The sequence below is a fragment of the Cellvibrio sp. KY-YJ-3 genome (genome assembly GCF_008806955.1).
In the GTDB taxonomy this organism is placed as follows: domain Bacteria; phylum Pseudomonadota; class Gammaproteobacteria; order Pseudomonadales; family Cellvibrionaceae; genus Cellvibrio.
This window is the reverse complement of the sequence record NZ_CP031727.1, coordinates 3,369,429-3,384,475: the sequence shown is the minus strand read 5'-3', so window position 1 is coordinate 3,384,475 and position 15,047 is coordinate 3,369,429. Positions and strand designations below refer to the sequence as shown.

The 15,047-nt window shown below is 48.9% G+C and carries 9 protein-coding genes and 1 other RNA gene; 5 read left to right on the top strand and 5 right to left on the bottom strand.

Annotated features, from left to right (window positions below; genetic code table 11):
• Nucleotide 1 precedes the first annotated feature (1 nt).
• The 4 genes from D0B88_RS14230 to D0B88_RS14215 all read left to right on the top strand — a co-directional run bounded on the left by D0B88_RS14230 (nucleotide 2) and on the right by D0B88_RS14215 (nucleotide 8,524).
• Entirely contained in the window at nucleotides 2–2,710 is a 2,709-nt protein-coding gene (locus tag D0B88_RS14230; RefSeq protein WP_151057989.1) for a response regulator, read from the top strand.
• A complete protein-coding gene (locus D0B88_RS14225; protein ID WP_225318378.1) occupies nucleotides 2,707–5,205 on the top strand; it encodes an EAL domain-containing protein in 2,499 nt (832 codons plus the stop codon). The genes D0B88_RS14230 and D0B88_RS14225 overlap by 4 nt, the downstream gene beginning before the upstream one ends.
• Nucleotides 5,206–5,241: 36 nt before the next feature.
• Nucleotides 5,242–7,272 carry a TonB-dependent siderophore receptor gene (locus tag D0B88_RS19155; RefSeq protein ID WP_151057988.1) on the top strand — a complete coding sequence of 677 codons (2,031 nt, stop codon included), beginning with the start codon at nucleotides 5,242–5,244 and terminating at the stop codon, nucleotides 7,270–7,272.
• A gap of 337 nt (nucleotides 7,273–7,609) precedes the next feature.
• The gene (locus D0B88_RS14215) at nucleotides 7,610–8,524 is read left to right on the top strand and encodes a LysR family transcriptional regulator (RefSeq protein WP_151057986.1); all 915 of its coding nucleotides are present in this window, start codon (nucleotides 7,610–7,612) and stop codon (nucleotides 8,522–8,524) included.
• A 113-nt stretch (nucleotides 8,525–8,637) separates the two neighbouring features.
• Here D0B88_RS14215 and D0B88_RS14210 read toward each other — a convergent pair whose 3' ends face one another.
• The 5 genes from D0B88_RS14210 to tpx form a co-directional block, all read right to left on the bottom strand.
• A complete protein-coding gene (locus D0B88_RS14210; protein ID WP_007641598.1) occupies nucleotides 8,638–9,198 on the bottom strand; it encodes a hypothetical protein in 561 nt (186 codons plus the stop codon).
• A gap of 176 nt (nucleotides 9,199–9,374) precedes the next feature.
• A complete protein-coding gene (locus D0B88_RS14205) occupies nucleotides 9,375–11,879 on the bottom strand; it encodes an EAL domain-containing protein (RefSeq protein ID WP_151057984.1) in 2,505 nt (834 codons plus the stop codon).
• A 30-nt stretch (nucleotides 11,880–11,909) separates the two neighbouring features.
• Nucleotides 11,910–12,341 carry a response regulator gene (locus D0B88_RS14200; RefSeq protein WP_007641595.1) on the bottom strand — a complete coding sequence of 144 codons (432 nt, stop codon included), beginning with the start codon at nucleotides 12,339–12,341 and terminating at the stop codon, nucleotides 11,910–11,912.
• Nucleotides 12,334–13,797 (bottom strand): PAS domain S-box protein, encoded by a 1,464-nt coding sequence (locus D0B88_RS14195; protein ID WP_007641593.1) that lies wholly within the window; start codon nucleotides 13,795–13,797, stop codon nucleotides 12,334–12,336. The genes D0B88_RS14200 and D0B88_RS14195 overlap by 8 nt, the downstream gene beginning before the upstream one ends.
• Before the next feature lie 269 nt (nucleotides 13,798–14,066).
• Complete coding sequence (gene tpx / locus D0B88_RS14190) at nucleotides 14,067–14,564, bottom strand: thiol peroxidase (RefSeq protein ID WP_007641589.1); 498 nt, start codon at nucleotides 14,562–14,564, stop codon at nucleotides 14,067–14,069.
• A gap of 341 nt (nucleotides 14,565–14,905) precedes the next feature.
• On the opposite strand from tpx, the gene ffs reads away from it, so the two are divergent.
• Nucleotides 14,906–15,001: signal recognition particle sRNA small type (gene ffs / locus D0B88_RS14185), an RNA gene on the top strand.
• The last annotated feature ends 46 nt before the right edge of the window (nucleotides 15,002–15,047 follow it).

Below are 15,047 nucleotides of genomic sequence, written 5' to 3'. Positions count from 1 at the left end.
GATGCCAAACTCCATTCCTAATACTTCGCTAACCCGCAAAATCACTTTGCTCGCCATGTTATTAACCAGCATTGCAGTCTTGGGTGCGGCACTAGCAACCAGTTGGCAGCAATACAATTACTTTGTGAATCAAGTAAATAACCAGCTGCAAATTTTGGCGGAAGCAACTGCGTTGAATATGGCAGCGCCGAGTATGTTTGCCGACAAAGAAGCCGCCCAACAAACGCTGGCCGTATTGCGTGTGGAACCTAAAGTGATTGCGGCACGTTTGATTCTCAGCAACAACGAGTTGCTGGCTGAATACCGCGCTGCGCTTGGCGATACTGCAGCGCTCGGCCCTGAGCGCGATACCCGGGTGCGCGCAGACGTTTTTTGGGCAGAAGAGCCTCTGGGCTATTTGGAGTTGGATGTCACGCTAAAACCATTGCGCGAACAGTTTTATGGCCAGATCGGTTGGGTGTTAGCCGCCGCTTTTGTGGCGCTGTTGGTGTCCGGGATTTTGGCTTGGGCTTTGATTTCCCGAGTAATGCGCCCCTTGGGGAGTTTGAGTGAATTGGCGCAGCGGGTGGGCGATCAAGGACATTACGATGCTCGCGCACCTGAGTCCGCTGTACGTGATGAGGTGGGGCTGCTGACCCGGCGTTTTAACGCCATGCTGGATCGTATTGAAATGCAAGACAGCGAGTTGCGCCAAAATCAGGAGCTGCTGGAGCAGCGGGTACTGGAGCGCACCCTGGAGTTGCAATACGCGCGTGAACAAGCGGAAGCTGCCAGCAAAGCCAAAAGTGACTTTTTGGCAGTCATGAGCCATGAAATCCGCACGCCCTTAAATGGCATTATGGGCATGACCGGTTTGTTGTTGGAGACAGAGCTGGACAGCAAACAAAAACGATTTGCCCGGGTGGCGCGTCGCTCCAGCGAAGATTTGCTTCTTATCATTAACGATATTCTTGATTTCTCTAAAATCGAAGCCGGTAAACTGGAATTAGAGTTACTGCCATTCCCGCTCAATACCCTGATTGAAGATATCGCGGAGCGTTACGCGCCTATTGCGCACGGGAAAAATTTGGAACTCCTGTGCAGAACACCATTGCCGCCTGTCTCTGTGATAGGAGATGGCCCGCGGCTCGGGCAGGTAATTACCAATCTATTGAGCAACGCCATCAAATTCACCGACAGCGGCGAAGTAGAAATCAGTGTTGGGCTTGTGGCCAACAAGGCAGACCAATTGCAGCTGCGCTTTGCTGTGCGCGATACAGGAATTGGTATTTCTCCTGAGCAGAGCGCAAAACTATTTCAATCCTTTACCCAAGCGGATTCCTCCATGTCGCGCAAGTACGGCGGCACTGGTTTGGGGTTGGCAATTTCGCAGCGCCTGATTGAAATGATGGGTGGGCAGATTCAGTTGGAAAGTCAGCCGGGAGAGGGCAGTCGTTTCTATTTTGATTTATTGCTGGCGCAGCATATTAATACTGAGGCGGCACCGGAGTTTCAGCCACTCAAGCCCTTGCGCACATTGGTGGTGGATGACAACGAGGTCAACCGCGATATTCTGGACGATTGGTTGCGTGCTTGGGGAATCACTCCGGTGCTTGCAGAGTCCGCTGTCGAGGCGCTGGCGCTGTTAAATAAACAGGCTAAAACGGACGCTCCATTTGAACTGCTATTAACTGACTGGGCGATGCCGGATATGAATGCCGGTGCATTGCTGGATAATTTGGCGGCCTCACCAATATTTGAATCGCTAGCGGTAATGGTGCTGTGCCCCGCCGGCATTGCGATTCAGGAGTCCCTTGCCAACCGTGCATTGATGTTATTCAAGCCGGCGCGCCAGACGGAGTTACATGGGCTTATCGCCCAGGTTGCGGCTGGTGATTTTATCTACCAACCGCTGGGTTCCGAGTCCCTGGTCAGTGAGGGTGCAAAGCCAATGCCCGGTGTAAAACCGCTGCGCGGTCGGGTATTGCTGGCGGAGGACAATCCAGTGAATCAGGAAGTTGCCAAAGCTATGCTGCAGCGCATGGGGTTGGATATGACAATTGCCAACAACGGTCAGGAAGCGCTGGCGCTTATTGATCGCCTGTCATTCGACCTGGTGTTGATGGACTGCCAAATGCCAGTGATGGACGGGTTTGAAGCCAGCCGACGAATTCGTCAGCGCGAGCAAACAATGGGCTTGAATCCTTTACCCATTATTGCGCTTACCGCGAATGCTATAAGTGGTGATCGTGAGCATTGTTTGGCGCAGGGGATGGATGATTACCTGAGCAAACCCTTTTCACAATTACAGCTGAACCAAACCCTGAGCCGTTGGTTACCCGAAAAGGATTCAACGCCTGTTGAATCGTCCACGTCAGGCAAAATTGAAATTGACCAACAGGTTATTCGCCAACTGCGCGAGTTACGTGTTGGTTTGTTGCCAAAAATTATTGGTTTATTTCGCGGCGCTAGCCCTGCGCTAATTACCCAGCTGCATCAGGCAGTGGCCGCGGGCGATGCCAATTTACTCTACAAAACCGCACACAATTTTAAAAACAGCGCTGCTAATCTAGGTTTGCTGGATTTGGCAGCGGCCTGTCGCGATTGTGAGGCCAGCGCGCGCAAAGGTGAAATGGAGGGTGCCGCGCAGCAGGTCGACAGCATTTTACGGCTCTATGATTTATCGCTAGAAGGTTTGGCTGAATTAGAGCGAAAGGAGTTATCCACGTGAAAGAAACCCGCTCGATGCCTGATTCAGCACTCAACCTAACAACCAGCAACGGTATGCCGCTGATCACGCTGGGTGATGCCAATGTGAATCTGGTATTGGTTGTTGATGACGATGAAGCCGCGCGTTTAATGACTACCATCACCCTTGAACAGTCAGGTTTTCAGGTGATGGAGGCGGTCGACTGCGCCTCTGCACGCGCACGTTTTGCAGAGCGTAAACCAGATATTGTTTTGTTAGATGTGCTCCTGCCCGACGGTGATGGTTTCAGCTTGTGCCGCGAGTTACTGCAAGACCCACGCGGCCACGATTTACCTATCGCCATGGTCACCGGGTTGGGCGATATAGAATCCATTCATCACGCCTATGAATCCGGCGCCACAGATTTTATTACCAAGCCCGTCAGTTGGGGCTCTCTGCCGTATCGTTTGCAATTTATTCTGCGCGCCAAAAAAGCCTTTCGCGATGTCAGTGTAAGTGAGGGTAAAACCCGCGCGCTGCTGGCGGGTATTCCCGACATGATTTTGCGTATTGACCGCGATGGTCATGTAATTGATATGCAAGTCGGCGCTTACACTCATGAGATGGATCATTGGGTTAGTTACGATGAGGACAGTGGTGAAGGGCACTTGCCTGCACCCGTCTATCGCATTCTCGCACCACAAATTCGCCGGGTGTTTGCCGGTAAAGGTGAACAATTAGTCGAGTTTGATTGGTCGCCTCTGGCAGGAAAAATGCGCACCTGGGAGGCGCGGGTAATGCTGCGCGAACAGCAAGAAGTGGTGATGGTGATTCGCGACATCACCCAGCGTAAACATCAGGAAGCGGAATTGCGTTTGTGGGCCAAAGTATTTGAAGGCAGCAATGAAGCGATCATGATCTTGGATGATCAATTCCGCATAGTTCTGGTGAATAAAACCTACGAAAAAATGATGGGCTTCAGTGCTGAAGATGTGTTGGGTGTGGACGCCGCCCAAATAGGTGCGAGCCAACACCCGCGAGGATTTTTCCGCAACCTGATTGCCATTCTCAACGAGCGTGGGGCCTGGTTGGGTGAGCTTAGCAACCGGCGTAAAAATGGTGAGACATTTCCCTCCTGGTTTTCAATTAGCCGCGTATTGGGTAGCGACGGTCAGATAGAAAATTATATCGCTATTTTTACTGATATCTCCGAGCGCAAAAAATCCCGCGAACGACTCGACTTTCTTGCGCACCACGACAGCCTCACCGAGTTGCCCAATCGCACTTTATTAAATGATCGTTTGGAAATGGCGATTAATACTGCCAAACGGCGTCAGGAAAAAGTTGGCTTGCTGTTTATCGATTTGGATCGTTTTAAAAATATCAATGACTCGCTCGGCCATGCAGCAGGCGATCAAATTTTGCGCCAGACAGCCCTGCGTTTGAAAAAAGTTATCCGTAATGACGATACAGTTGCGCGCCTGGGTGGCGATGAGTTTGTGGTGTTATTGCCGCGTGTGCATGATGAGCGCGATTTGGCGGAAGTGGCAATCAAAGTGCGCGAAGAATTATTAAAGCCTTATTTAGTGGAAGAGATGCCACTGCATTTAAGCCCAAGTATTGGTATCGCGATTTACCCTGAGGATGGCAGTTCACCGAGCGAACTGATTAAAAATGCCGATGCTGCAATGTATCTCGCCAAAGAAAAAGGCCGCAACAATTATCAGTTCTATACACCGCTATTAAATTCGCGCACGTTGGATCGCTTAAAACTTGAGTACGACTTGCGACAAGCCTTGGAGTTGGGGCAGTTTGAACTTCATTATCAACCGCAGATGGATGCCACTAATCAGCAACTTTACGGTGCTGAGGCCCTAATTCGCTGGCGTCACCCGGAGCGCGGTTTGGTTCAGCCCAATGATTTTATTCCGCTGGCGGAAGAAATTGGTTTGATTATTCCTATCGGCAATTGGGTGATCGCCGAAGCCGCGCGACAGGTTACTCGCTGGCAGGCGGAAGGTGCCATTTCACTGGTGGTCAGTGTGAATATTTCAGCACTGCAATTCCACCAACCTGGTTTTATGGCTGAGGTGCAAACCATTATGGACGACGCGGGCGCGGCACCCCAGTCGTTGGAGTTGGAGCTGACAGAGAGCATGCTGATGAGCGATATGGATGCCTCTATCGAGGTGTTGCAGAAGTTTCGCGACTTGGGCTATCGCATTGCAATTGATGATTTTGGCACTGGCTTTTCCTGCCTTAATTATCTGCGCCGCTTGCCGGTAAACATTTTAAAAATTGATCAATCGTTTGTTCGTGATATGCAGTCGGATGAGGCGTCGCTGGCGATTGTTAGTTACATCATCCGTCTCGCACAGTCACTGGGTATGGATACCATCGCTGAAGGCGTAGAAACCAGCCATGAAATGACTCTGCTTGTGAATGAAGGGTGTCGTTTAATGCAGGGCTATCACTTTTCCAAACCCTTACCGCCTGGGCAGTTTGATGCCTGGTTGGCAGATTGGTCAGCTCGCTGACCTGCGCCCGGTATTACTGACGTGGAGAATCGCACTATGGTCATCAAACCGAAAGTTTATCGTGCACCGCGCTGCTTGTTGGCGTTGATGTGTCTGCTCAGTATGGGCGCACACGCGGATGAATTTGCCTACCTCGAATTAAGCCTTGAACAGTTGCTGGAAACCCCGGTGACTGGGTCGACCCTTACCCAAGAGTCGATTAAAACGGTACCGGCGGCGGTGTCGGTATTTACTCATGAGCACATAGAGCGCTTGGGTGTGGATTACCTGCACGAGTTGCTCGGGTTGGTGCCGGGGTTTCAATTTAATCGCAATGCTAATAGTGGGTTGGCTTACACCTACAGCGCGCGTGGCCGACGCACCACCCAGGTATCGCTGGAGGTGCTGTTGCTGATTGACGGCAAGGTATTTAACGACCCCCGTGCTGGCAGCCCCGATGTCACCTTGCCGCTATTTCCATTGGCGCAGGTGGAGCGGGTGGAAGTGATTCGCGGCCCAGGCTCTGCGGTTTACGGCAGCTCTGCTTTCACTGGTGTAATTAATATTGTCACCCGCAAACAGCAAAAAGCCCTCGCTGTGGGCGTGGGCAGTGAGCAGCGGCGCGCACTGGATGCACTCTGGAGTCACGCCGGTGAAGAATGGCAGGCGGATGCGTACCTGCATGCCTATGAAGATAAAGGGCAAGATTTGACAATTACCGATAGCTTCAGCCGTTTGCCGCTGGAGACTGAAGACCCGCGTCGTTTGTTGAATATGGATCTGGGGTTAAGTCGCGGCAAAACCCAAATTGATCTGACCTATTATCGCGGCGAGTCGGAGGATTTTTATCTCTCGGAAAATACTGCCAACGGGGTGAATGATCACGCCCGTGAGCTGTGGAACTTAAGTGTGGATCAGGGTATTGAATGGACACCTGCGATCAAATCCAATTTTTCTCTCAGCTATCAACAATTCACCTTTGAGCTTGAAGGGTTTGTGCAGGGGCCGGGGGCCTTGGCGGCGGTAAGCGTACCCAGCAGCAATGAACCATTTAGGATTCAAGCAACACAAGCCGGTGAAAGCTATCGCTTGGCCTACACAACGGACTGGACTATAGACGACAAGTCCAGCGCCCAATGGGGCATACAAGCGGCGCACCACGAAGAGATCAAAGCGCGTGCTTACAGCAACTACGATCTGGTGCAATTAATCCAGCGACAATTCCCCATCACTTATTACGGCGAAATGAGTGAACGCACCCCCTTGGGGGTTTCAGGTTCACAATCCACCACGGGTATTCATGGTCAATATATTCGCAGCCTGCGCGATTCAACTAGGCTCACCATTGGGGGCCGCTATGATGACTACTCAGATGTAGAGGCACGTTTTAGCCCGCGTTTGGCACTGGTAGAACAACTCAATGAAACCTACAGCCTGAAGTTGTTATACGGCGAAGCATTCCGCGCACCGACGCTGGCAGAGACAGCGTTTATTAATAACCCCACATTGCTTGGCAATCCGGATCTTGAGCATGAGGTGGTAAAAACTTGGGACTTGATTCTAATGGGCAATTGGCAGGCCACCAGCCTTAGCGCTGGTGTGTTTCAAAACCGCTACGAACAACCGATCATGACAGGTTTTATTGGCACTACCCGTACGTATGTCAATGGCGATAGCGAGCGCAGTGATGGCCTTGAAATAGAGTGGCTACAAAAATTCGGCGATCGCTGGTCACTGCGCAGCACTTATACCAATATGAATTTACCGGAGACGGCATTTCGCGAAGCGGAATCGCTGGCATCCTTTGAAATTAATTACGCCGCCCAGCGTTGGAATTGGAATTTGCTTGGTGTATATCAAGATGAACACCAAGCTCCTGTGTCGGCAACAACTGAAATAACACTGGATGATTTTTGGGTGCTCAACACCCAATGGCGCTACCGCTTTACCAGTGGTTACGACATTAGTTTGCAAATAAAAAATCTTACCGATGAGGATTATGCAACTCCGGCACAAGGGCTCGGTAAATTGGATGGTGTACCTAGTCGCGGCCGCGAGTTAACGGCGGAAATTCAATGGCGTTGGTAATGATTCACTAAAAATGCCGCCGTGCAAAACACGGCGGCATTTTTGTTTGTGGCTGGTAATGCAATCGGCAATTTACACCCAATAGCGGTCAATCGGCGTCGACGCCCTTTGTTGACGAAAGGATTATTTTGGGCGAAACACAAACATGAATAAAACTGGTGATTTTCGGTTTTAACGTGAATATGGTTAATGTTACCCTGTGCGGATTGATTCATTGAGTGGGTAGGTTGGAAAAGCGCAGCGACTTCCGACACAACAAATATTCAGGCATATCACTGCTATTGGGCTGCATCGTCGGAAGGCGCTACGCTTTTCCAACCTACGTGAGAGCATAACTATGATCGAAATTCGCCATTTAAAAACCCTTATCGCTCTGCGTGAAACCGGCAGTTTGGTGGAGGCGGCAGAGCGTTTATTTCTCACGCAGTCTGCGCTGTCTCACCAGCTCAAAGAACTGGAGTCGCGCGTGGAGTGCGAATTGTTTATCCGTAAAAGTCGTCCTTTGCGGTTTACTGAGGCAGGAAAACGATTGCTGCTATTGGCAGATGATGTGCTCGCCAGAGTTAGCGATGCTGAGCGCGATGTAAAAAAATTAGTGCACGGCGAGGCAGGGCGCTTATACATGGCAATTGAATGCCACAGTTGTTTTAACTGGTTGATGCCGACTATCGATGTATATCGCAATCAATGGCCCGCTATTGAATTGGATTTCTCTGGGGGTTTTACCTTTGAGCCACTACCAGCCTTGGCGCAGGGCGATATTGATTTGGTAATTACTTCTGATCCACAAGTAATCAAGGGTATTGAGTATGTGCCCTTGTTTGGTTACGAAATGCAAATCGCACTGGCGAATGAGCATCGGTTGACCGCCCGGGAATATTTACAGCCGCAAGATCTTGCTGATCAAACCTTAATTAGCTACCCCGTGAGCCGCAATCGCCTGGATGTGTTTACCCAATTTTTAATGCCCGCCGGAGTAGAGCCAGCCGCTGTGCGCACTTCGGAATTAACTTTGATGATGGTGCAATTGGTTGCCAGTGGGCGCGGTGTGTGTGCTTTACCAAATTGGGTGGCGGCTGAATATGTGGCGCAGGGTTTGATTAGCGTACGTTCAGCCGGGCCACAAGGTATTTGGCCCACACTTTATGCGGCAGTGCGTGAAGAATATTTGGTGCTACCTTATGTGCAGGATTTTTTGGCACTGGCCAAGGCCCATTGCCTGAAAAATTTGCAAGGTGCCATTGCGCTCTAGCTTGTGTGGGTTTGATGCACAGGTGGCAGCCAATAAAAAAGGCCGCCTATTTTTCCGGCGGCCTTTTATCTATACGAACAGTATTTATCAAACGCGTGAGTTTTAACGCGTGATTATTTGTTCGCTGCTACATAGTTAACAACGTCTTGTGCGACGTCATCTAACATCGCATTAGATGCAACACCAAATGCATCGGTATAGGCACCTGCTTTACGCATAAAACCGGGGTTACTTAGTTTGGTTCCATTTGCGCCGTCTTCAAAAGCTACGTCCATAATTACTACAGAGCTGCCAGCCATTGCACCAGCCCAAAAACGGGCTGCACCGCCAATAAATTTGATTTGTTTAACATAGGGCTTGATGAACAGCACATTGCCATTGTTAGCCAAATTTTCAGATTTGATTTGATCCAGAGTTTTTACCTGCATGTTCTCCAAAACACCACCCAAACGTTCAGCAAGAATTTCATCAATTTTTTTGACTGCTTTTAAGTTGGCGGGGTGAGAAGCATAGGTTGGTGCAATTTCAGTTTTGACTAAAATAACCTGACTGAATTCGCCCAAGTCGGTAGTTGCTGGTGTTACTTTTGACGGGGTTTCCGTTACCTGAGTAGCACAGCCGCTAACCAATGCAGTAACCAGAACCAATAACGCAGATAGTTTGAAACGAGACATCCTGTTTTCCTTTTTATCGTATTAAGTTAATGACTATTTGGTAAGCCGTTAGCAGGGATATCTATTGGTTTTTTACAAAAAATACCCTGCTAACAGCTTTGGCAAGACTAATATAATGTGACGTTAAAATCTACACCGGTGTGTGAATATAGGGTCGCTTTTGCGGGGGTTGATGCTCAATTTAGCAAGAGTGTGGCGGGTTGTTTGCTGTTAATAAAGTGTGCCAACTGGTCGGGCGGTACGGGCTTTGAAAATAAATAACCCTGGCCTAAATCACAGCCGCGTGAGTGTAGGAAGTGGCGTTGGTTTTCCTCTTCAATTCCTTCGCCAACAATGTGCATGGGAATTATTTTATTGAGCCCGATGATCGCATTTACCATTTCATCATGTTCCTTGCCGGTACCAATTAGACTGACAAACGAGCGATCAATTTTCAGGTACTGCGGGGAAAAGCGCAAAATGTAGCTCAGCGATGAATAACCTATACCAAAATCATCCAGTGATATTTTAATGCCCAGGTTTTTAAGTTGGGTAATTTGTCGCAAATTGTTTTCCGTATTTTCCAGAAACATTTGCTCGGTGATTTCGATGGTAAGTTGGTCGCCGCGCAAGTTGTATTGCTCAAGCATCTGTTCAAAAAGGGGCAATAGATCTTGCTGCATAAACTGCCGCGCAGAAACATTAATAGATATATTGATATGTATACCCTCTCTATTCCATTGCGCAAGCTGATGACATGCTTCGTTGATGATCCAATTACCGATGGGCAAGATCAAACCACTTTCTTGTGCATAGGGAATAAATTCATCCGGCCCTACACGCCCGCGTTTAGGGTGATTCCAGCGAATAAGTGCTTCGGCAGAAACAACCTGATTGGTGTCAAGATCAATCACCGGTTGGTAGTGCACCTCAAATTCGTGATTGATAATTGCTTTGCGCAGGTCGGCATCCAACTGTAAGCGATTGTGAACGTATTCAGTCAGCTCTTTGCGGTACAGTTGATAGCAACCGCGGCCTTTTGCTTTGGCATCATACAAAGCACTGTCGGCATTGCGCAGCAGGGTTTTGGCATCATCGCCATCGGTGGGGTAAAGGGCAATGCCAAAACTCATGCTGACATGTACGCGATTTTTTCCCAGGCGAATCGGTTTGTGAATTTTTTGCAGGAGTTTATCGGCTACCGAAGCTACGGCTTCAAAGCGCGGAATGTCAGGTAATAAAATTACAAATTCATCGCCGCCCAAGCGGCAAATAATATCTTCGTGGCGCAGCGATTTTTGCAGCCGACGCGCGACAGTTTTTAGCAGTATGTCGCCCGCCTCGTGCCCCAATCCATCATTGATTTGTTTGAAGTGATCCAGGTCGCCAAAAATAACTGCAAAAGGAGCTGTGCTGCGGCTGGCTTTGCGAATTAAAAATTCAATTTCCCGGTTCATTTTTTCGCGGTTGCCCAAACCGGTAAGGCTATCAAAATGGGCGAGTTTCAGCAGCTGATGTTCATAGCGTTTGCGCTCGGACAAATCGTAAATTTGCAGCAGGTAACAAGGTTCGCCCGAAAACTCTTTGATATAAGCTGCATTGATCATAGTGGGAATGCTATTGCCATTATGGGTTTGGCAGCGGGTTTCATATTGGGCAAATAGTTGATTGCCACTGTAAAGTCGCTCCAGCTCAACCAGTGCATTGGTTATATCCTCTGCGATAAAAAGATCACTGATTTTAAGCAGTGGTTTTGCTGAGCTGGCAGTTTGTGTTTTTCCCTGATTGTCATACCCCAGTAGGTGCCGCAGTGCCGGGTTGGTTTGGATGATAATTCCTTGCATATTAATCAGCGCCATACCCAGCGGTGCATAATCAAACGCAGCGTGGAATAACTGCTCGCTGTGAGCCAGTGCCTGACGAGTCGATTCCATTTCGGTAATGTCGGTGTTGGTGCCCAACCAGCGAAGTACATCACCTTGTGAATTTTTTTGCGGTATTGCACGGGTATCAAACCAACGATAGTGGCCGTCGTTTCGACGAATCCTAAATTTGACAAACATTTCCTCCCGGTTAGCGACTGCTTTTGCCCAGTTGCGCGCAAGGTATTCGCGATCATCAGGATGCACTGCGTTTATCCAGTTTGTGCCCATTTGTTCTGCTTTGGGAATACCGGTGTAATCACACCAACGTTGGTTTAAATAATCACAGGCCCCATCCGGTGTGCATGTCCATGCGAGGTGAGGTAAGCCTTCGGCAAGGTGGTGTACGCGCGCTTGATCCTCTTGTTGCAGGCGCGCTTGTTCCGCCCAAATAAGGCTTGCTTCAAGGGTAGTAATTAAGGTCTCAGCAGTAAGTTGGCGTTTGGGTAGGTAGTCAAACGCACCCTCGCGCATAATGTCAGCAACAATGCGCTCGTCACTGTTGCCGCTAATCATAATTACGGGAGTGGGGTTTTGTTTGTGATTTTTTATCTGCAGTAGTAATTCCGAGCCCAATCCATCTTGAAGGCGATAATCCAAAATTGCACAGTCATATGTGTGTTGATTGATAAGTTCTATCGCTTGGTTGGTCGAGGTGGCGGTAGTAATGGTGACATTGAGGGCACCTTTTTGCAGTAGTCGTTTTATTTTTTCTAAATCAACATCGTCGTCCTCAATAATGAGTAACGATACCGGGCGCACTACAGTCGTTACTTGCATATCAATGAATCATCCTGATATTGACGTTAATTAATTGGGAAGGCTGATTGTTGAGCGATAGCTTTCAAGCAGCGATGCAAGCTTGGAAAATTGTGGGCCCACCGCCGATTTCACCATGTAGCCGGCAATGTTTTCATCGTATGCGCGAGCGCGATCCGACTCGGCATCGGACGTGGTCAACACAAAAACAATACTGTTGTGAAGTTTTTTGTCGTTGCGTACTTCGTGTAAAAATTCAAAACCATTCATGCGCGGCATATTTAAATCCAGCAATACCAGATACGGTTTGGTGATGCTGAGGTGAGGGTGTGCGGAGCGCAGTATTTCCAAGGCTTCCATGCCGTCGCGCGCAAGGGTGATGGGAAAATCAACAGCATTTTTGCGCAGGCTGCGGACGACGGATTCAGCGGATACATCATCGTCGTCAACAAGCAAAATGTTAATTTTGGGTTCGCTAGTCATCGATATCTTTCCTCGAAAAACGCGGCCACCACACATGAAAACTGCAGCCTGGTTGCTCGCTGTTGCTGATGAGTTCTATTTGCCCACCGTGGCTTTCTGTCAATCGCTTTGCCAATGCCAAACCAATCCCGCTACCTCCTGCCTCCTGAGAATTAAGGGTTTGAAATAAACGAAAAACGCGCTCTTGTGCTATTTCGGGAATGCCGGGTCCGTTATCAATTACTTTAAACAGGCAATAGCTGCCGCTCGGCTCAGCACTGATGGTTATTTCCGGTGTGGTGCCGTGATGATGTTTAAGGGCGTTGCTGAATAAATTGCGCAACACGGTTTCCAGTGGTGTTTTTGCAGCATAAATTTCATTGATGTGGATATCTTGTTTGATGCTGAATTGCGCGGGAACCGGGTGCATATCCACAATGTTATTGATTAGTTCCGGCACATTTACCGCCGCTGATTCTTTATGGCGCCTACCGGCACGGGCGTAAAGCAGTAAATCTTCGATCAACCGCTCCATACGCCCGATGCGAATGCGGATTCGGTCAATATTATTGGTGACGGGTGCAGGTACGTTATTGCCCAGGTCTTCTGCAATCCATTCAACCAAATCAGCAATGCCGCGCAAAGGTGATTTCAAATCGTGGGAGGCGACATAGGTGAATTCTTCCAAATGAGCGTTCGCTTGTTTTAAATTGAGTTCGAGGCGTTTTCTCTCGGATATATCCGTCACCACTGCCAATGTCATTTTCCCCGCGTCGCTATCCACAGGGCTTAAACCAATTTCGATGGGAATTTCAGTGCCGTTTTTATGGCGGCCGGTTAAGTCGCGACCTAAACCCATGGCTCTGAGTGAGGGTTTTTGCACATAACCTTCGCGCAGCTTTTGGTGTCCCTCGCGGTAACGCTCAGGTAGTAACACATCCATGGACTTACCCAGCAGTTCATTTTTTTCGTAGCCAAACAATGTCAGGAGGCTGGGGTTAATCAGTTGAATAATGCCTCTATCATCAACCAGTAATTGACCATAGGGCGAGGCATCGATAACAGCGGCAAGGCGGTCTTCAAGTTGCTTGCGGCGGGTGATATTCACAATGGTGGCGACCACAAATCGCTCGCCGTCGGCAATCAGTGGACGCAGGCCAATTTCCAGCGGGAATTCAGTGTTGTCTTTACGTTTGCCGTAAAGGTCGCGGCCTGCACCCATGTAGCGAGTGGATGGTTGCTGCAAATAGCTTTGGCGTAAATCGGCATGGTTACCGCTAAAGCGATCCGGCAGTAAGGTCTCGATATTTTGATCGATTAATTCATGGCGCGAGTAACCAAACAGACGTTCAGCCTCTTCGTTGAGGTAGCTAATCCGGCCATCCTGACGGCTGACAATAATCCCTGCAGGTACTGCATCCAAAAGTTCGCGGGTAAAGTCGCTGCCGGATTTTTTTGCTTCATCCTGAGTGAGCATGTGCACTCGGCTCCCTATTATTGCTAATGCGCTACAACAAGTAGTATTAGGGTTGAGTATAGGTGGCGAGGCGCGGCAGGCGTGTTGGGCAGGCTAAAAAATCTTATTTTTTAAGAGTCTTTAGTCATAAAAATGACTTTTTGATAAGAAGTTTGATTGATAGGGGTTTTGTTGATTGTTGCTGTTATCGGCTGGTCGAGAAACCACCTAAAGATGGAAATAAAAACGCCAGCGCAAGGGCTGGCGTTTTGGCTTTCGCACAATCGTGATTATGCGAGTGCTTTTAATGCGGCGTCGTAGTTAGGCTCGTGCGCCACTTCGCTTACTAATTCCGTGTGCAATACTTTGCCATCGGTGCCTACAACTACTACAGCGCGCGCTGTTAAACCAGTCAGTGGGCCATCAATCAGTTTTACGCCATAGTCACTGGCAAAGTCTGAGCGGAAGGCAGATGCGGGAATTACCTTGTCCAAACCTTCAGCACCGCAAAAGCGCGCTAATGCAAAAGGCAGGTCTTGAGAGGCACAGACCACTACCGTATTTTCCAGTGCGCTTGCTTGTGCGTTAAATGTACGCACTGACTGTGCACAGGTCGGGGTATCGACACTGGGGAAAATGTTCAGCACTACGCGCTTGCCTGCCAAATCAGCCAAAGAGACTTCCGATAAATCTGTTTTAACCAGTTTAAATGAGGGAGCCTTGCTGCCTGCAGCGGGCAGGTTGCCGTTAGTATTGAATGGATTTCCTTTGAGGGTCACTGTTGCCATAAATAATGCTCCTGAGCGTTAGGTGTGTTTGATCATTAAAATATTAAACAAGCCTAGTTGATAGTGGCGCAAAAGGGAATTGCAATGAGTGCCACTGCAATAAAATCTTTGTTCTGGTGCGATTTATTACAATTTCGTGCGGTGCTTATTGATTGTTGCGTTTTTGATCAGCTGTGAACTGCAATCGGGACATCTGTAAATTAAGGTGGTGCGGTAGAGGTAATTAAACCAGTTGCCCTTTAAATTGAGCCTTGCAATGCCGATGTAAACTGATGATAATGCGCGCCTCTTGCGTAGCCCACTCCCAGTGAGCATTACTGCGTAAGCTGCTATGGTGATCTAGCCGGTCCCCTCGCAATGACGATCTGTAAACCCCGCCAGGCCCGGAAGGGAGCAACGGTAGCAGTAAGTTATGTGCCGGGGTGTGGCTGGTTAGGTCGCCACCCATTTATTGTGAATCCTCCTTTTTTATAATTTCCTGTT

Coding starts and splice junctions, on each gene's coding strand:
- D0B88_RS14205 (WP_151057984.1), bottom strand. CDS start 11,879: ATGCAAGTAACGACTGTAGTGCGCCCGGTATCGTTACTCATTATTGAG.
- D0B88_RS14215 (WP_151057986.1), top strand. CDS start 7,610: ATGATCGAAATTCGCCATTTAAAAACCCTTATCGCTCTGCGTGAAACC.
- D0B88_RS19155 (WP_151057988.1), top strand. CDS start 5,242: ATGGTCATCAAACCGAAAGTTTATCGTGCACCGCGCTGCTTGTTGGCG.
- D0B88_RS14195 (WP_007641593.1), bottom strand. CDS start 13,797: ATGCTCACTCAGGATGAAGCAAAAAAATCCGGCAGCGACTTTACCCGC.
- D0B88_RS14210 (WP_007641598.1), bottom strand. CDS start 9,198: ATGTCTCGTTTCAAACTATCTGCGTTATTGGTTCTGGTTACTGCATTG.
- tpx (WP_007641589.1), bottom strand. CDS start 14,564: ATGGCAACAGTGACCCTCAAAGGAAATCCATTCAATACTAACGGCAAC.
- D0B88_RS14230 (WP_151057989.1), top strand. CDS start 2: ATGCCAAACTCCATTCCTAATACTTCGCTAACCCGCAAAATCACTTTG.
- D0B88_RS14200 (WP_007641595.1), bottom strand. CDS start 12,341: ATGACTAGCGAACCCAAAATTAACATTTTGCTTGTTGACGACGATGAT.